At 52.2% G+C, this 17,418-nt stretch carries 17 protein-coding genes; 15 read left to right on the forward strand and 2 right to left on the reverse strand.

Translation table 11 applies throughout. From position 1 onward, the window contains the following. Positions 1–869, forward strand: an 869-nt coding sequence (locus tag AACZ40_RS00945; RefSeq protein ID WP_339672777.1) for an HAD-IC family P-type ATPase, incomplete at its 5' end; no start/stop codon positions are given. Between the two features lie 31 nt (positions 870–900). Here AACZ40_RS00945 and AACZ40_RS00950 read toward each other — a convergent pair. Beyond that, positions 901–1,968, reverse strand: coding sequence for a DUF2920 family protein (locus AACZ40_RS00950; protein ID WP_291175386.1), 1,068 nt, complete (start codon positions 1,966–1,968; stop codon positions 901–903). Positions 1,969–2,113: 145 nt separating this feature from the next. Here AACZ40_RS00950 and AACZ40_RS00955 point away from each other — a divergent pair, with 145 nt between their 5' ends. From AACZ40_RS00955 to AACZ40_RS01010, 12 genes are all read left to right on the forward strand, one after another. After that, positions 2,114–3,241 carry a serine hydrolase domain-containing protein gene (locus AACZ40_RS00955; RefSeq protein ID WP_291175387.1) on the forward strand — a complete coding sequence of 376 codons (1,128 nt, stop codon included), beginning with the start codon at positions 2,114–2,116 and terminating at the stop codon, positions 3,239–3,241. A gap of 392 nt (positions 3,242–3,633) precedes the next feature. After that, positions 3,634–4,599, forward strand: coding sequence for a cytochrome c oxidase subunit II (coxB, locus tag AACZ40_RS00960; protein WP_291175392.1), 966 nt, complete (start codon positions 3,634–3,636; stop codon positions 4,597–4,599). Further along, positions 4,596–6,860: a cytochrome c oxidase subunit I gene (gene ctaD, locus AACZ40_RS00965; RefSeq protein WP_291175394.1), complete on the forward strand. Its 2,265-nt coding sequence runs from the start codon at positions 4,596–4,598 to the stop codon at positions 6,858–6,860. The genes coxB and ctaD overlap by 4 nt, the downstream gene beginning before the upstream one ends. Further along, the gene (locus tag AACZ40_RS00970; RefSeq protein WP_291175396.1) at positions 6,857–7,696 is read left to right on the forward strand and encodes a cytochrome c oxidase assembly protein; all 840 of its coding nucleotides are present in this window, start codon (positions 6,857–6,859) and stop codon (positions 7,694–7,696) included. The genes ctaD and AACZ40_RS00970 overlap by 4 nt, the downstream gene beginning before the upstream one ends. After that, positions 7,693–7,911 carry a hypothetical protein gene (locus AACZ40_RS00975; protein ID WP_291175403.1) on the forward strand — a complete coding sequence of 73 codons (219 nt, stop codon included), beginning with the start codon at positions 7,693–7,695 and terminating at the stop codon, positions 7,909–7,911. The genes AACZ40_RS00970 and AACZ40_RS00975 overlap by 4 nt, the downstream gene beginning before the upstream one ends. Beyond that, on the forward strand, positions 7,908–8,441 hold the full coding sequence (locus AACZ40_RS00980; RefSeq protein ID WP_291175406.1) for a Rieske (2Fe-2S) protein: 534 nt from the start codon (positions 7,908–7,910) through the stop codon (positions 8,439–8,441). The genes AACZ40_RS00975 and AACZ40_RS00980 overlap by 4 nt, the downstream gene beginning before the upstream one ends. Before the next feature lie 35 nt (positions 8,442–8,476). Next, positions 8,477–9,913: a cytochrome b N-terminal domain-containing protein gene (locus AACZ40_RS00985; protein WP_291175409.1), complete on the forward strand. Its 1,437-nt coding sequence runs from the start codon at positions 8,477–8,479 to the stop codon at positions 9,911–9,913. A 70-nt stretch (positions 9,914–9,983) separates the two neighbouring features. After that, the gene (locus AACZ40_RS00990) at positions 9,984–11,576 is read left to right on the forward strand and encodes an FMN-binding glutamate synthase family protein (RefSeq protein ID WP_291175413.1); all 1,593 of its coding nucleotides are present in this window, start codon (positions 9,984–9,986) and stop codon (positions 11,574–11,576) included. 169 nt (positions 11,577–11,745) lie between these two features. Next, positions 11,746–12,963 carry a DNA polymerase IV gene (locus tag AACZ40_RS00995; protein ID WP_291175416.1) on the forward strand — a complete coding sequence of 406 codons (1,218 nt, stop codon included), beginning with the start codon at positions 11,746–11,748 and terminating at the stop codon, positions 12,961–12,963. Further along, positions 12,963–13,433 (forward strand): hypothetical protein, encoded by a 471-nt coding sequence (locus tag AACZ40_RS01000; RefSeq protein WP_291175421.1) that lies wholly within the window; start codon positions 12,963–12,965, stop codon positions 13,431–13,433. The genes AACZ40_RS00995 and AACZ40_RS01000 overlap by 1 nt, the downstream gene beginning before the upstream one ends. Positions 13,434–13,539: 106 nt before the next feature. After that, positions 13,540–14,400: a transporter substrate-binding domain-containing protein gene (locus AACZ40_RS01005; RefSeq protein ID WP_339672794.1), complete on the forward strand. Its 861-nt coding sequence runs from the start codon at positions 13,540–13,542 to the stop codon at positions 14,398–14,400. Next, on the forward strand, positions 14,397–14,876 hold the full coding sequence (locus tag AACZ40_RS01010; RefSeq protein ID WP_291175433.1) for a macro domain-containing protein: 480 nt from the start codon (positions 14,397–14,399) through the stop codon (positions 14,874–14,876). Before AACZ40_RS01005 ends, AACZ40_RS01010 begins: the two co-directional genes overlap by 4 nt. Before the next feature lie 23 nt (positions 14,877–14,899). Here the strand turns inward: AACZ40_RS01010 and AACZ40_RS01015 are convergent, their stop codons facing one another. Then, a complete protein-coding gene (locus AACZ40_RS01015) occupies positions 14,900–15,361 on the reverse strand; it encodes a hypothetical protein (protein WP_291175435.1) in 462 nt (153 codons plus the stop codon). A gap of 525 nt (positions 15,362–15,886) precedes the next feature. On the opposite strand from AACZ40_RS01015, the gene AACZ40_RS01020 reads away from it, so the two are divergent. Continuing rightward, the gene (locus AACZ40_RS01020; protein ID WP_291175437.1) at positions 15,887–16,972 is read left to right on the forward strand and encodes a cyclopropane-fatty-acyl-phospholipid synthase; all 1,086 of its coding nucleotides are present in this window, start codon (positions 15,887–15,889) and stop codon (positions 16,970–16,972) included. 24 nt (positions 16,973–16,996) lie between these two features. Further along, positions 16,997–17,416, forward strand: a complete 420-nt coding sequence (locus AACZ40_RS01025) for a methionine-R-sulfoxide reductase (RefSeq protein WP_291175439.1) — start codon at positions 16,997–16,999, stop codon at positions 17,414–17,416. The last annotated feature ends 2 nt before the right edge of the window (positions 17,417–17,418 follow it).

Consider the following 17,418-nt stretch of genomic DNA (forward strand, 5'->3'; position numbering starts at 1 on the left):
CACTGGAAGTCCTCTCACTCGTCGGCAGCCTGGAACGGTTTTCCAAACATCCCCTCGCCGGGGCAATCCTGAAGGCGATTCAGGCAGAAAAAGCAGTCAGTCATGATGCTTCGAAAATCAGTGAACCGCCGGGACAGGGAATGCAGGGAACAGTCACAGGACATTCGGTGCAGATCACCAGCCGCAAAAAACTGATCAAACAGCAACCCGACCTGGAAACGCAACTCCCTCCGCAGGCGGGAGGCCTGGAATGCGTCATTCTGATTGATGATCAGTACGCCGGCATTTATCGATTTCGTGATACTCCCCGGACAGACGGACAATCTTTTATATCGCACCTTTCGCCTCGACATCAGATTCAGAAAACAATGCTGGTTTCCGGCGACCGGGAATCAGAGGTACGTTACCTCGCCGAGCAGGTTGGCATAGAAAACGTCTACTTCAGCCAGAGTCCCGAACAAAAACTGGAAATCGTCAATGCGGAAACGAGCCAGGCGAATACCATCTTTGTCGGTGATGGTATCAATGACGCGCCGGCTCTCGTCGCAGCGACCGTCGGCATGGCCTTTGGGCAAAACAGTGATGTCACCACTGAAGCTGCCGATGTGATTGTGATGGACAGTTCTCTGCAGAAGATCGACGAATTCCTGCATATCAGCCGCCGCATGCGCCGCATCGCGTTGCAAAGCGCCATCGGAGGCATGATATTGAGCATGTTCGGCATGCTGCTGGCTGCTGCCGGTTATCTCCCTCCCGTAGCCGGCGCGATTTCCCAGGAAGTCATCGACGTACTCGCGGTACTCAATGCGCTACGTGTCGCCATGCCTCCCAAAGCACTCACTGATTTCAATCCTGATCACCGCCCCTGATGGGAGCTGCATAGTCAACCTGGGCCGCTTCTTACTTCGCTTCAAAGCGTACTTCAGGAACTCCATTAGAATAGGAAATCACATAACGACCATCGGAAGTCGGATAGATCACATCCTGTTTCAATTCAAAATCAGTCGGTGACTCACGCAGTCGAAACTTCTGATTACCGGGAATGATATAGGGACCACCAAATTCGACAATCATCTTTGTCCGGTCACCCAGCGAATGACCCGTATTTTTAAAAACGACGCCATCCAGATCAGCCTGCGTCACAAATTTGGCTTTGACATCCAAATCAGCCGCCTGCATATTCTGAACCATCTGTTTTGCGTCTTCATAAGGACAGGTCGTATCCCCTGTTCCATGAATGATCACAATTTTCCCGGCATACCCCATTGCTTTCATGGCTTTCAGATGATCGGGGTTCCCGATGAAACGGATTTCCTGAGCTCCGGGTGAAAGATAATCAGCCGAATTTTGATCCCGACTGTAGCGGGCATCCAGGCTGCTGCCTCCTGGCAGATTAAATGCGATATCATCCGACAGTCGAGGCATCCCACAGATATCAACCACACATGTGAAGGTATGCGGCGCAAATTTATTACACATCAGTGTCACATTTCCCCCTCCCGAACCACCGGCAGAATAAATCCGGCGCGAATTAAAAGGAATTTTCTGCTCGCGCAGTGCATGATACACATGCGAGAGAGCCCGCAAGGCATCAATGGCCTGCAGGTATCCAAAATCATAAGGAGCCCCCGACTGATCATTCCAGGAACCACTTTGCACATAATCCACCGAGATGGCAATCACGTTCAATTCCCTGGTAAGCACCGCCGGATTCCCGGCGCCGGAAGAATTCGTGCCTCCCCAGTTGTGCAGATTAAGCATCAGCCCGGTGTCGGCATTCACATTTTTGAGTTCATTTCCCGGATAATACAGATACACTTTGACCGATCGGGGGCCCGGCTGAAACGGCCATTCCTGTGTCGCGATGGAAAAACTGCTGTCGCGCTCTGGTAATTCTGCCGCCTGTACCGCAGAGCATATATCCCCGATTATTAAGAAAACTGTGATCGATAACAAAATCCGAACCATGAACCGCCCCTTCGCTGGATGAGATAACCCCGAAACAGTTTGACGGAAAATCGTCAACCACTCGCTTGACGATTTCCCTGAGATCGATCATGGTAAATGAATCTCGCAGAGTCAACACAGACTCCCCCCTATCAGGAATAAGCCGATGACTTCACTGCCGATCGTCAAACCTCAGGAAATCAATCTCGATCATGAGCGGCTGAAACAGGCGGGAAGATTGCTGGAAGAGTGGACTGCGGAGGGCAGTGTCCCCGGGGCCGCCATTGTCGTCGGGCGGCATGGCAAAATGGTCGAGCCTCAATTCTTTGGGAAACAGGGGCCTGAAAAAAATGCAGAAGCGATTCGCCCTGATGGCATGTTTCTGCTCGCCTCCATTACGAAGCCCATTGTCTATATGAGTGCACTGCGACTGGTGGAGCGAGGCGACCTGGTCCTGTCTCTGCCGGTTACACATTATATCCCCGATTTCGCCGCACACCATAAAGAATCCATTCTGGTCCATCACCTGTTTACGCATACTTCGGGGATGCCTGACATGTTGGCGAATAATGTGGAACTTCGCCAGTCGCTGGCACCGCTTAAACAGTTCATCCATGGAGCCATATACGATACCGTTCCCCTGTTCCAGCCGGCAGGAACAGGACTCAGCTACCAGAGTATGGGTACGCTGATTGTCGCGGAAATCGTGCAAAGGCTGACCCGCAAAACCATTGCGCAGCATGTCCGTGATGAAATCATCAAACCCTTGGATCTTCAGAATACCTGGCTGGGACGGGGAGACTTTCCACGTGAGCGGCTGGTCCGCGTCGAAACACCGGAATATCAGGTTGGTTCCAGTTTTGGCTGGAACAGCCCTTACTGGCAGGATCTGGGAGTCCCCTGGGGTGGCATGTTCAGCTCTCCTGCGGATCTGGCAGTCATCTGTCAGTGCATGCTGAATTATGGCGAAGTCGCAGACAGACGTCTGCTCTCCCGCTCAATGCTGGAGATGGCGACCACCAATCGCTTGAACGACTATCCCGATCTGCCAGAACCGATTCGCCGCTCTCAACCCTGGGGGCTGGGCTGGCGTTTGAATCATCCCGGCCAGACCGGAAGCTGGGGAAACCTGCTCGACCGTAGCGTGTTTGGTCACACAGGAGCCACCGGAACCATGGTCTGGATGGACCGCCGCCGTGATGGTTTCGCAGTGCTGCTGACGACAGCCATTCGTTCCCAGGTTCCCTGGCGTCTGGTAAAACTCTCCAATATCATTGCGTCAGCGTTTAATTAATCAGAAAGCCCGGTCCGGAAATGCGATCACCACTTTTACGATAAATTAAAGTCTGACTCTTCCACATTACGATGGAAATGAAGGCCGTTGCCCGAATTTGTTTGAATTCTTATTCACATAGGTAAGATAGTCCATCTGGGTCCTGAACTATTTTGTGTGTGGATCAGATTTTTTCATATTAGAAATTGATGAATTCACATACATTAATCAGACTAATGCACTATACTGGGTCAGATTCAAATTAAAGTGGTGGCTTGAATGCAATCGTTCCAGATTAGAATGAGCGAACAGTCACTGATTGAAACAGGATCTTTGCTGCGATCATCTCACCGATCCAGTAACACATCAGCGCGAAACCGACACCTTTGAATACCGGATGCCAGGCATTGACTATGAACTCTGTGATTCCTGTTCTTGACCCCGCGTCTCCGCAGGCAGAGGCCATTAACGATTTGTTTCTTCAGGTATTGCTCATCAGTGCTGTCGTTTTCGCGATTGTATCGGGATTAATCCTGATTGCCATTTCGCGTGGTCGACGCCGTGATACACAACCGGATCAGAATTTTGGCAGCGAAAGATCAGAAATCTTCTGGATGATCGGTCCGGTGGTCATTGTTATCTGGCTGGTCGCGATCAGCGCCCATCTGATCATCACCCTCAACGCGATACCCGAGGTCGCCCCAGACGGCAAAATTAATTTCGACGATGTCGATCTGATCGTGACCGGACACCAGTGGTGGTGGGAAGTGAAATATCCTAAATCAGGGGTAATTACCGCCAATGAAATTTATTTACCCGCAGATAAAGACAAAAAATTTCGCGTTCTGGTCACTTCGGCTGATGTGATCCATAGCTTCTGGGTTGCCCAACTGGGACCCAAAATCGATGCCATCCCGGGTCGGGACAATTTCATCTGGCTGCAGGCGAGTAAACCCGGTTCGTACCAGGGACGCTGTTCGGAGTACTGTGGAGCCCAGCACGCCTGGATGAACTTCAAAGTCTATGCCGTCACGAAAGAAGAGTTTCAACAATGGGAAGCCAGCGAGAAGCAGGCGACCGAACAGCCCCGATTACTCTCCCCCCTGGCTGCAGCCGGCAAGAAATACTTTTTCCAGGCCACCTGTCCCCGCTGCCATACTGTTCAGGGAACTGCTGCGGATGCCACAATCGGGCCGGATTTAACTCACTTCGCCCGTCGCAAAGAAATTGGTGCAGGCGTCATTGAAAATACACCCGCAAATCTGGCTTTGTGGCTCAAGAACCCCCAGGCACTCAAGCCGGGATGTAAAATGCCAGACTTCAAGCTGAGTGAAACAAACTTAAAACAACTCGTAGCCTACCTGGAGACACTCAAGTGACGACAGGATCCGTCGAAGAATCACAACTCACGATGCTTGAACCCCAGCCGACTTCAACGCGGATGCTGGACTGGGTCAGTACGCTCGACCATAAACGTATCGGCATTATGTATATCCTGACCGCCGTCTTTTATCTGGCGGTAGGAGGCTTTGAAGCGCTGCTGATGCGCATCCAGCTGGCATTCCCCAACAATACGTTTCTTTCACCGGAAATGTTCAACCAGCTTTTCACCATGCATGGCACCACGATGGTCTTCCTGGTCGGGATGCCGGTACTGACGGGCTTTGCCAATTATTTTGTTCCCTTAATGATTGGTGCCCGTGACGTTGCCTTTCCCCGCCTGAACTCCTTCGGATTCTGGATGTTCTTTTTCGGAGCAGCCCTGTTGCACTTCAGCTTTCTGACGGGTTCAGCCCCTAATGCCGGCTGGTTCAGCTACGTCCCCCTCTCATCTAAAGCCTACAGTTCCCTGCAGGGTGTCGATTACTGGATCATCGGTCTGCTCATTATGGGCATCGGCTCCGTTTCAGGGGCGATCAATATTTTTGCCACGATTATCAATCTGCGGGCTCCCGGCATGAGCCTGCAACGCGTGCCCCTCTTTGTTTGGATGATGCTGATGCAGGCGATCCTGATCATCCTCGCTCTGCCGGCTCTGAACTCGGCACTGGCCATGTTACTGATCGACCGCTGGCTGGGCTCCGCATTTTTTGATCCGACCCGAGGCGGTTCTGCAGTCCTCTGGCAGCATTATTTCTGGATCTTCGGACACCCCGAAGTTTACATCCTGATCCTGCCCGGCTTTGGCATGATCTCTGAAGTCATTCCCGTCTTTTCGCGAAAACCGATTTACGGATATACCTTCATTGCAGCTTCGTCGGTTGCAATTGTGCTCCTGGGCTACGGTGTCTGGGCACATCATATGTTCGCAGTCGGGCTGGGCATGTATGCCGACATATTTTTTGCCGTTGGTTCGCTGCTGATTGCCATCCCTACCGGAATCAAAGTCTTTAACTGGACCGCCACTCTGTGGGGGGGAGAAATTAAGTTTAACACCTCGCTGCACTTCGCGATCGCGTTTCTGCTGCAGTTCGTCATTGGCGGATTAACGGGCATCATGTTCGCCGCTGTTCCGATCGACTGGCAGTTGACCGACACCTACTTTGTAGTCGCACACTTTCACTACGTGTTGATCGGGGGACTGGTCTTCGCATTATTCTCAGCAGCCTACTACTGGTTCCCTAAAATGACCGGACGTATGTTGAATGAACGCATTGGAATCCTGCAGTTCTGGCTCTGGGTACTTGGCTTTAACATGACCTTCATGGTACAGCATTTCCTCGGAATGATGGGCATGCCCCGTCGTGTCTACACCTATGCTGACAATCCCGGCTGGGCCTTGCTGAATGGAATCGCGACCCTGGGCGCTGTCTTCATGGCGGTTGGCACCCTGGTCTTTCTCTGGAATATCTTCAAAAGTTTACATAGCGGAAAAATTGCCGGCGACAATCCCTGGGATGCCTTCACACTCGAATGGGCTACCACATCACCGCCTCCCCCGGAAAACTTCCCGGTGATTCCCGAAGTCAAAAGCCGACGTCCCGTGTGGGATATTAATCATCCAGAGTATGCTGACTGGAAAAAAGAAAAGACTCCGGAAGATAAAGGCAGACGCGGCAACCTGGCCAAAATCGCCGCCTGGTCGTTTATCGCTTCCGAGGCGGTCTTCTTTCTGCTGCTCCTGGTCGCATACGTGGTCTTCAATACAAAACTGATGGCACCGGTGGGCGAAGCCAGTTCCCCCGAAACACTGTCTGATGTGACTTCTTCCGTGCTGGATGTCAAACGAACCGGCATCTTCAGCCTGTTTCTGATCACCAGCAGTCTCACCTTCTGGGTCGCGGAACGATTTTTGAAAGCTGGTAAAAAATCTGCGTTTGTCTTTTCTCTGGGGCTCACCATTCTGCTGGGCATCATCTTCCTCGGCGGTCAGGTGTGGGAATACACGGGGCTGCTGTCGAATGGTATCAGCATCAATTCCGATCTGTTCTCAGCGACATTTTTCACAGTGACCGGGTTCCACGGAATTCACGTGACCGCCGGCGTAATCGCCTTATTTGTGATGCTGCTGATGGGACTCAAAGGAAATCTCTCATCTGAAAAAACACACGTATTCGGAGCCGTCGGCGTTTATTGGCACTTTGTCGATGTCGTCTGGATTGCCGTCTTTGGAATTATCTATCTGGGGCTTCTGCAATGAGTTCGTATTTCGACCTGACAAGCAGCTTATGGAAATGGGATTCCCCCATCTGGCTACTGGTGCTCACCCTGACCGGGATGTATTTCCTGCTTCAACGAAGCACCAGCGGAAAACGGGGGGCGGCATTTTCTGTTGCCATGCTGGCTCTGACACTCGCCTACATTTCTCCAATTGGCGTTCTTTCGGACGGCTATCTGTTCAGCGCGCACGTCGTACAGCACCTGCTGCTCTTATTAATTATCCCATTATTTCTACTGCTCAGTCTATCTGAATCGGCAATGGAATCACTCTTCAGCCGTCCCTTCATGAACCGCCTGGGCTCGGTGATGGCTGTCCCGTTTCTGGGCTGGCTCAGTGGTCTGGGGGTCATGTGGTTCTGGCACATTCCATCCTTCTGTAATGCTTCGACGGTTAACTACTCACTCGGAATTTTCCGGGATGCCACCTTCCTGCTGGCCGGTCTGGCATTCTGGTGGCCCGTCTTTTCACCTGTGAAACGGTATCATTTGAATCCATCGGTGGCAGTCGCTTACCTGTTCTCCGCCTGCCTGGCTTGTACCCTGCTGGGAATCTATATCACGTTCACGGTTATTTCAGTCTGTCCCGCTTTTGCCAGCCCCGTCGATCGAATTGGAATTCTGAACCTGCTCTACGATCAGGGACTGAATCCTGCCACGGACCAGCGACTGGGCGGCCTGTTGATGTGGGTCCCCCCCTGCTCACTGTATGTGACGGCGATTATGGTCGTACTGAAACGCTGGTACGCTGACATTGAAACTGTCCCGACCTCTCAAACGACGGCAAACCCAGGCTCTCTCAGGGAGGCGCATCAGTGAACCAGTCTGACTTATCGGAAACACATTCTGAAGAAAATGCCGAACCGGAACTGAAACCAACCTACGCCCCGGCGACACTGGCGCTGGGGATCATGTTTATGTTCTGGGGAATCCTCACACACTGGAGCATGTCACTGATCGGGATCATCGTTATGGTGGGTGGCATCTGGTCCTGGATGAAAGAGATCAACAGCTCATGGAGTGAAACGCCTTGAATACCGAACAACCTCAGTCAGATCACCCCTGTTGCCAGCAACAGCAGCGCCGTACATTTCTGACCCGCCTGTCCATCGGGTTATCAGCGCTGATCGGACTCATCATAGCTCTACCGGGGATCGGATTTGTGCTGGCACCTGTCTTCCGTAAACCCAAACAGAAATGGCGAAACGTCGGCAAACTCGAAGACTTCAAGGTGGGCGGGTTTGTTCTGGTGCAATACGAAGATCCCTCTCCTGTAGTCTGGTCTGGCGTGACGGCCAAAGCGGGTGCCTGGATCCGGCGCGCCAACGAATCTGAATTCATCGCCTTTTCAATCAACTGTCGGCACCTGGGCTGCCCGGTCCGCTGGGTTGAAGACCCGCGTCTGTTCATGTGCCCCTGTCACGGTGGAGTTTACTACGAAGATGGAACCGTGGCTGCTGGGCCGCCCCCCGAACCACTGGATCGACTCAAGGTCCGTGTGCGCAATGGTCAGGTGGAAATTGAAACAGCTCCAACACCTTTGACGCTGACAAAGTTAACCTGAAAACCACTTTTGATGAGAAGCGAGTATCCGGCTGAATGAGTAACAACTTCCTGACTCGAACCTGGAACTGGATTGACAATCGAATTGGTTTTTCCGATTACATTGTTCCGCTGATGGTCCATCTCGTGCCCGATAATGCCCGCTGGTGGTATATCTTCGGGAGCGCCACACTGTGTGCATTTGTGGTTCAGGTTCTGACCGGTATCAGCCTGGCCATGGCTTATGTACCGGGCGGCGAGAATACTTACGAAAGCCTCGTTTATATTACCAATACAGCACCGCTGGGCAGCCTGGTTCGAGGCATGCATTATTACGGTGCCTCCGCCATGGTCATGCTCGCTGTCATTCATATGGTGCAGGTCTATATGCACGCGACATACAAGTACCCGCGAGAAATGAACTGGATGAGTGGCGTGGTACTGTTATTCGTCGTACTCGGCATGGCCTTTACCGGCCAGTTGTTACGCTGGGATGCGAACGGCGTCTGGTCGGTTACCGTTGCTGCGGAAATGGCAGGCCGAACCCCCATTATCGGACCCACGCTGGCACATTTCATTCTGGGTGGCGAAACGGTCGGCGGTTCCACCATCACCCGCTTTTTTGCCATGCATGTTTTCATCATGCCTGCGCTGATTTTTGCCGGCATCGGATTGCACATGCTGCTGATCATGCGGCACGGGATCTCTGAAATGCCCGATGTCAACGAACCGGTGGATCCGGACACCTATAAAGAAGAGTACGAAAAGCGAATCCACAAAACCGGCGTTCCTTTCTGGCCCGATGCGATGTGGCGGGACATGATTTTCTCCACGATCATTGTTGTTGTCATACTCGGCTGTTCCCTGTTTCTGGGACCGCCCGCTCTCGATCCGCCTCCCAACCCCAGCAGTATTAATGCCAATCCCCTGCCCGACTGGTACTTCCTCTGGTACTTCGCGGTATTGTCACTGCTGCCTCCCCAACTTGAAACCTGGGTTATCCTGGGCGTACCCATCCTTGGATTTCTGGGGCTCTTCTTCCTGCCTATGATTTCCAATAAAGGACATCGTGCCCCGTCCAAACGCCCCTGGGCCGGCTTCACGGTGATCTTCGGATTCGTCGCCTTCCTGGTGCTCACAATTTATGGATATAAAAAACCGTGGTCACCCGACTTTGGCGTGAAAGAACTACCGGCTTCTATCGTAGGAACAGACCAGGGACCGCTGGCAGAAGGTGCCAAACTGATGCATATCAAAGGCTGCCTGTATTGTCACGATATCGGCGGTTACGGCGGACATCGAGGTCCTGAACTGACAGAAATTGGAAAATTGCTGACTCGCGATGATTTAGTCATCCGGATCAACAATGGCGGCCATAATATGCCCGCGTTTGCCAGCTCAATCAGTGATCAGGAATTACAGTTGATTGTTGATTTCCTGCTGACGCGGGGCGTGATGCATGAGGATAATTCCCCAGCGACTGCCACACCCTGACATCGTCTTATTACACGCAATTCCACCGAATTCAGATCAATTAACTCGTCACTTCTGACAGGTAAGTTCCATGAGATATTCAGCGTACATTCTGACAATCGTACTCGCTTTGTTCTGCCTGGTCATCGGGCTGACTGTCGAAAGCGATTTCCTCTGGGCGCTGCTGATTCTGATTCCCCTGGCGCTACTGGGAACTTGGGATCTGATCCAGACGCGGCACAGTATCACCCGCAATTACCCGATCATCGCTCACATGCGATTCCTGCTGGAAATGATCCGCCCCGAAATTCATCAGTACTTCATCGAAAGCAATATTGATGGTCGTCCCTTCAATCACGATGCCCGCTCCCTGATTTATGAACGTGCGAAAAACATTGATGGTTTAAAACCCTTTGGAACCGAGCTGGATGTCTACGGCGAAGAATACGAATGGCTTAACCATTCCATGGCTCCCCGCCCGAAAGCAAAAGAACACTTCCGCACCACAGTGGGCGGCCCTGAATGCAAGCAGCCTTACTCCTGCTCCGTTCTCAACATCTCAGCCATGAGCTTCGGTGCACTCAGCCCAAACGCACTGCTGGCATTGAATGCCGGCGCCAAAAAAGGCAACTTCTATCATTGTACGGGAGAAGGGGGCGTCAGCCCTTATCATCTCAAAAATGGGGGCGACCTGGTCTGGCAAATCGGCACCGGTTATTTTGGCTGCCGTAATAATGATGGAACTTTTAATCCCGATCTGTTTCAGGAACAGGCGGCTCATGAATCGGTCAAGATGATCGAGATCAAAATCTCACAGGGCGCCAAACCTGGACATGGAGGAGTTTTGCCGGCCGCCAAGATCACTCCGGAAATTGCCTCGACCCGCAAGATTCTGATGGGGCAGGACTGTATCTCTCCCCCCGGCCATAATACCTTCAATAACCCCACCGGTCTTTGTGAATACGTGGCACAACTCCGTGAACTCTCTGGAGGCAAACCGATTGGTTTCAAACTCTGTATCGGCCATCCCTCTGAATTCCTCGGGGTCTGCAAAGCCATGCTGAAAACCGGTATTCTTCCAGACTTCATTACCGTCGATGGAGGCGAAGGAGGAACCGGGGCAGCGCCGCTCGAATTTTCCGACAACATGGGAATGCCTTTGAAAACAGGTCTGATTTTCGTACACAATGCCCTTGTCGGCTGTAACCTCAGGGACAAAATCAAAGTCGCCGCCGCAGGGAAAATCAGTTCTGCCTTCACACTGTCCCGCGCCCTGGCTATTGGCGCCGACTGGTGTAACTCGGCCCGCGGTTTCATGATGGCAGTCGGCTGCATTCAGGCCCAGACCTGTCACACCAATGAATGCCCCGTGGGAGTCGCTACTCAGGACCCCGGACGCCAACGTGCTCTGAATGTTGCCGATAAAAGCGAACGTACTTTTAATTTCCATCACAATACTATGGAAGCGCTGGCGGAAGTCATCGCTGCGGCAGGCCTCGACCATCCCAATGAACTTCGCCCGTGGCACATCTACCTCAGAACGAAACGCACCGAAGTCCTTTCCTACCACGAAGCCTTCGATTTCCTGAAACCGGGTGAACTGCTCAACGACTGCCCTTATCCCGTCTACAAAAAAGTCTGGGACCTGGCCTCCGCTGACACTTTTGAAACGCACCACGGCTAAACAGTACTTCCGCCCACAACTTCATCTTTCTGCAAATTCAGTTGCTCTTTCATAGCGAAAGTATGCCGCTCCGCCCCCGCATAAAATCAGATCCCTGGCACAGATCCTTCCGCTAACAATCCGAACACTGTTCAGTGGTATTCCATAAATTCTTTGATACCATCCCCGCATGGTTACAACACTCATTGGACATATTGACTCAGATTGCTTCTACGTAAGCTGCGAAAGAATCCGATCTTACAGCCTGCGTGGAGTTCCCTGTGGCGTGCTGGGCAACCAGGGAGCCTGTGTCATCGCCAAGAGCTACGAACTCAAAGCTTATGGCGTCAAAACCGGGCACCCCATCTGGGAAGCCAAGAAGCTCTGCCCGCACGCCGTCTTTGTGAAACGGGATTTTCGCTGGTACGAGGTCATTTCCCGGCGACTGCTCGATCTGCTCAAAACCGTCAGCCCCCTCGTCGAATATTACAGCATTGATGAGATGTTTTTTGATGCCTCCGAGCTTCAGCGGTATTTTCGACTCCCCCTGAAAGCAGCTACCCGGGCTTTGCAAACGCTGGTTCAGGAGCAGGTCGGCGTCCCGGTCTCCATCGGAATTGCTCCCTCCCGCACCCTCGCCAAGCTGGGCAGTGATGCCGCCAAACCGTTCGGGGTCCAGATCATTGAACGAGACTGTGAACCGTTTCTCCGTTCACAGCCTGTGGGGGAACTGTGTGGCATCGGCAGCCGCAGCGAACGCAAACTGCGTGACAGAAATATTCATACCTGCTGGGACTATCGCCAGGCGGATCGCCTGCTGATTCGTAATCTGCTCACCATTAAAGGGGAAGCCCTGTGGTGGGAACTGCGGGGTGATGCGGTCAATCCGATTCAGACCACCCGCCCCCCTCACAAAGCGATTGCCCGTGGCGGATCGTGTGGCGGAAAGACCATGGACGCCGACCGCATTCGTGCCTGGGCAGTACGAAATATCGAACGCCTGATCGAAGCCCTCGATCATCACCGCGTCTACGCCCGGCACATCAGCCTGCAGATCGACGCCAATAAAACCGCACTCTGGCTGGGACGTACGCCACTGGCAGTCCCTTCCGCTTCCTTTCGCACGATCTACGATGCCGTCATGCCCATGCTGGCGACGGCCCCGACCACGTACCCCGTCAGCCACATGCACATCATTGCCGAAAATCTGACCTGGCGGGACCGGATCCAGAAATCGTTATTCTTCGAAGACGCGCAAAGCCCCCTCGACCAGATCAAACGGGACATCAATCAAAAACTGGGCCGGTTTGCCATTCGCAGCGCCGAGACACTGCCGCTGCATGAAATCTACCATGACGCAACACACAACTACGACATCTGTGATATTTCTGGAAAGATGTGCTTCTGATGTGCACCGGGATCACCATTGCCTGGCGGGACATCCCCACCAGACTCATCCAAAAACACCAGCTCGACGAACGCATCATCCAGCGCTCGGCAACAGCAGACAAAGAAATCCTGTTCATGCAGAGGCATCGCCAGCCCCTGCTCCCCGTCTTTTACCAGGGAGAACTGCGGATCCTTCCCTGGGGTAACCGACAGCGTCACAGCAACGCTCCTCTCGCCTGGTGGTGTGAAGTCGCCACACTCGAATCAGGCGCCTGGTCCATGTATCACCCCGAACCGGTGGAAATCCTCGCGAACTTCGGCCTGGAACGCGGTGTCTGGTTTCAGATCAGAGAAGGCATTCAAGGCGCAATCATTCACGATCAGCACGAACAACCCTGCATCTACATGCTCCTGCAACCCGCGTCCCACTACTACCAGGTGATGACCGGCTATCACCGCGAACCGGTGTTTCTGGGTGAGCAGATTTGAGAACGCTGGAGTCAATTCAAACCATCCAATCCAGACTAAGCTATTGAGCACACGCTCATCACGCGATATACTTCAGCAAAATTCCCGTCACTCAGGAGAGAAGATTATGAACGGATATCGCTTCTACACTGCTACCAGCCTGCTGATGCTCACTGCCTTGTTCACCGCCTGCCAGAAGTCAGCGCCTGCTCCCCAGGAAGAATCTGGTGTGAATGCTGAAACCGAAATCATTCCCGAACCCAATGCCGGCTCCGAAAAACCTCAGCTGACGGTTGCTATCAGCGTTGACATTGCTCCTTATGTCATGAAAAACGCGACCACGGGCATCGAAGTTGATATCGCCACCCAGGCACTTCCCGGTTACCAGCTCAATTTCGTTCAGATGCCTTATGAGAAACTGCAGTCAGCGGTCGCCGAAGATCGGGCCGACATGGCCCTGGGAGTACAGAAATTCAAAGACGTCGAAGGGATTTTCTACTCAGACAATTTCATCGACTTTGTGAACGCTGCCATTACCAAAAAATCAGCGAACCTCAAAATCGAAAAAGTCGCTGACCTCGCCGATCACAAAGTGCTCACCTGGCAGGATGCGTACCTCGAAGTCGGCCCCGAATTCGAAAAACTGTTCGCTCCCGACAGCCCGCAGCGTAAGAACTACGTGGAAGTCGCCGATCAGAGTGAGCAGGTCCAACAGTTCTGGGACGCCAAAGACGCTGTGATTGTAATTGACCGCAGTATCTTCAATGCCATCAGCCAGGCGATGGGACACAAACTAAGTGAAGTCGAATATGCATCCATTTTCCCCGAAGCCACATATTTCAAAGCCAATTTCGAAGAAGCCGACGTCCGCGACGCCTTCAACGCCGGCCTGAAAAAACTCTGCAGCAGCGGCGACTATGCAAAGCTGCTCAAAAAACACAAAATCGATCTGCCCAGCACCATCTGCGATTCTAAAGCTCAACCATGACAGAAATCACTTATTTGAAAGGTGATGCCACCACCCCGCAAGCCAGGGGAAATAAAATCATCGCCCATGTCTGTAACGACCTGGGTGGCTGGGGCAAAGGTTTTGTGCTGGCAATCAGTAAACGCTGGCCTGAACCGGAAGCAGAATACCGTCATTGGCATCGCCACCGGGCGCAAAACAATTTCGCTCTGGGTGAAATCCAGTTGATCAATGTCGAAAAATATATCTGGGTGGCTAATATGATTGGTCAGCGCGGCATGAAAACCGGCAGTAAAGGCTCACCTGTCCGCTATCCGGCCATCGAACAAAGCCTGAAATCAGTCGCTGAAAAAGCCCGGGAACTTTCGGCATCAGTTCACATGCCCCGTATCGGCTGCGGACTGGCTGGTGGAAGATGGGATAAAATTGAGCCACTGATTAAACAAACGCTCTGCACCGCAGAGATCGAAGTCTATGTATATGACTTTGACAAATAACCCGGACAGTTCTCTCCGTTACCTCAGTCGGCGGCACCAATGTCATTATTGAACGCGTCCTGCAGAATCCGGCGTTCGTGGCGTTGATGGGCAATGTAGCTGGTAATCCAGTCGCGAAGTTCATCCCGTAATTCGCTTGCCAACAGCTTCATCTGCTGCAGTGGTTGAGAATCCCGCATCCGGGTGCGCAGTTCGTCCAGTTTTTTCAATAACTCGCAGCGTTCCTGGTACAGGTTTCGTACCTGACCCTGCCAGTTGGGATGCTCTGCGAGTACCTCTTCAAGATAACCACCCTCATCCTGCAATTCGAATTCACGTGGCATTGCCTTCAAGAGTGTATCAAGCACTTTCGAAATCCAGTTCCAGGCCCCCGCGTCGCCGTCGGCTTCTTCCAGTAAATCCAGTAAGTCGCCTAACAGGATATATTCCAGCGCTGAAATCTCTTCCAACGCACCATCGACAAGACATGAAGATTTTCTGGCCATTCTAAACTCCTTTATTCACAAAGAGACCACTCTGCGTAAAGCGCACTCTCTGTTACGGGATAGATTGATGTGACGCAGGCAACTCCTGTTTGAAATTTGCTGGATCAATCGGAAATGAAATAAGAATACACAGATTTGCTGATATCAATTTACCAACCTTCCGTGAGCTCGTCAAAAAAACTTTTCCCGGAATCCGGTTTGTGTTGGTTCCCGAACAGAGTTCCAAAGTGCATGCTAGAGAAACATCAGCGTGCAACCTCATGCAGGCTTTATAGTTAGAGTGGCCAGAAAACACCCTTTCATTTCGCAACAACTACCTGTACCGCCTCTCACTGACATTCTGACTTACCTGAGTTTGACATTCATCGAAGATGATTTTTAACTTTCCTCTGTGGCATTCATTCCTGCCCCACGATCAATAGATTCGCGTTCTGCATTCCGCTAAACTGAATGGAGAGTCCCTGTTAGTTGCCCCCTCAGGTCAGATAACCGAATCATTTTCCATTTGAAGCAGGATGAAAAAGCATGCCTACCACAACCGGTATGAAAGGGGGCGGTTATTACGATGCCAACTCCCGGGAACAACGTTCTGCTTCGCAGTCTTTTCTTCCCTGGCTGGAAACTGCCATCGCGGAGTTACCTGAACCGCCGCCGCATCAGCAGTCATGGAATCTGCTCGACATCGGCTCGTCCGAAGGTGCGAATGCCATCTTCACCACCGAACGGCTCATTACCGCATTACGCAAAAAAAACGATTTGCCAGTCTGGGCTTTCTTCGATGATCTGCCGACGAATGACTTCAACCAGATGTTCCTGAATCTGTTTCCAGCCGGCAAACCTGTCATTACGGATAACAATGTTTATGCCGCTGCTATCGGTGGCTCCGCCTTTGGCAGACTGGTCCCCCCTGCCAGCCTGCATCTGGCGACCACGTTTAATGCCATCGGCTTTTTTGAAACGAGGCCCGTTGCATCACTGCCAGGATTTATCCTGCCAATGATGCCCAATCCCCAGGCGCCACGAGAGGGTGTGCAGGTCACTGAAGAAGAATTGATTCCCTTTCAAAAACAGGCCCATCAGGATCTCTGTCATTTTTATCGCGCACGAGCGGCAGAACTGGTTCCCGGCGGAAAGCTACTGGTTCAAATTTTTGGTAGAAATGAAATCCATTCCACCGGCCATGGTATCAGTGATGTACTCAGCGACGCCTTGCTTGATTTTGTGGAAGCAGACATGTTATCGCGTGCTTTCTATGAAGAATTTCTCTTCCCCGCTTCCTATCGAAACACGGCGGAACTGATTGAGCCCCTTGAAAATGTCCCCGAATTGAAAGCTGCTTTTCGCATTGACCAGGTCGATGCACGCGATGTACCAGTCCCTTTTAATGAAGCGTTTACTGCAAACGGGGACCGGGCCGCCTGGGCAAGAAGCTATACCGGCTTTTTGCGAGCCTTTACCGAACCCGTCCTCGCTGCTGCTCTGCCAGACAAGTTACCACAGGAAAACACCGTCGAGAAAATCTATCAACGAATCGAACGCCTGCTGCAGGACCATCCTGATCGATACGAATTTCATTTCATTTCGATCGCCACTTTACTGACACGACTTTAAATATTGAGATTGAGGAATAGACCTATGGGATCAGAATCATCCGAATCAAACTATAACCCACTCACACCAGAAGAAGCCCACGTGATCCTGCACAAGGGAACCGAGCGTCCTTTTATCGGTGAATATACCAACCTCAAGTCAGAGGGAACATTCATCTGTCGCCAGTGCAACGCTCCGTTGTATCGCAGTGAAGATAAATTCGAAAGCCACTGTGGCTGGCCCAGTTTCGATGATGAACTCGACGGCGCCGTAGATCGGTTTCCCGATCCGGATGGTTCTCGCACCGAGATCGTCTGCCACAACTGCGGCGGTCATCTGGGGCACGTCTTTCTGGGGGAACGCATGACCGACAAAAATACCAGGCATTGTGTGAATTCAATTTCAATGAAATTCATCCCCGCCGGCGAAGAACTGCCCGCCGTGATTTCCGCAGACCATTCCTGACC

It is taken from the genome of uncultured Gimesia sp. (assembly GCF_963972345.1).
GTDB lineage: Bacteria > Planctomycetota > Planctomycetia > Planctomycetales > Planctomycetaceae > Gimesia.

Coding starts and splice junctions, on each gene's coding strand:
- AACZ40_RS01010 (WP_291175433.1), top strand. CDS start 14,397: ATGACAGAAATCACTTATTTGAAAGGTGATGCCACCACCCCGCAAGCC.
- AACZ40_RS00955 (WP_291175387.1), top strand. CDS start 2,114: ATGACTTCACTGCCGATCGTCAAACCTCAGGAAATCAATCTCGATCAT.
- AACZ40_RS01015 (WP_291175435.1), bottom strand. CDS start 15,361: ATGGCCAGAAAATCTTCATGTCTTGTCGATGGTGCGTTGGAAGAGATT.
- AACZ40_RS01020 (WP_291175437.1), top strand. CDS start 15,887: ATGCCTACCACAACCGGTATGAAAGGGGGCGGTTATTACGATGCCAAC.
- AACZ40_RS00970 (WP_291175396.1), top strand. CDS start 6,857: ATGAGTTCGTATTTCGACCTGACAAGCAGCTTATGGAAATGGGATTCC.
- AACZ40_RS00950 (WP_291175386.1), bottom strand. CDS start 1,968: ATGGTTCGGATTTTGTTATCGATCACAGTTTTCTTAATAATCGGGGAT.
- AACZ40_RS01025 (WP_291175439.1), top strand. CDS start 16,997: ATGGGATCAGAATCATCCGAATCAAACTATAACCCACTCACACCAGAA.
- AACZ40_RS00985 (WP_291175409.1), top strand. CDS start 8,477: ATGAGTAACAACTTCCTGACTCGAACCTGGAACTGGATTGACAATCGA.
- AACZ40_RS01000 (WP_291175421.1), top strand. CDS start 12,963: ATGTGCACCGGGATCACCATTGCCTGGCGGGACATCCCCACCAGACTC.
- AACZ40_RS00995 (WP_291175416.1), top strand. CDS start 11,746: ATGGTTACAACACTCATTGGACATATTGACTCAGATTGCTTCTACGTA.
- AACZ40_RS00990 (WP_291175413.1), top strand. CDS start 9,984: ATGAGATATTCAGCGTACATTCTGACAATCGTACTCGCTTTGTTCTGC.
- AACZ40_RS01005 (WP_339672794.1), top strand. CDS start 13,540: ATGAACGGATATCGCTTCTACACTGCTACCAGCCTGCTGATGCTCACT.
- coxB (WP_291175392.1), top strand. CDS start 3,634: ATGAACTCTGTGATTCCTGTTCTTGACCCCGCGTCTCCGCAGGCAGAG.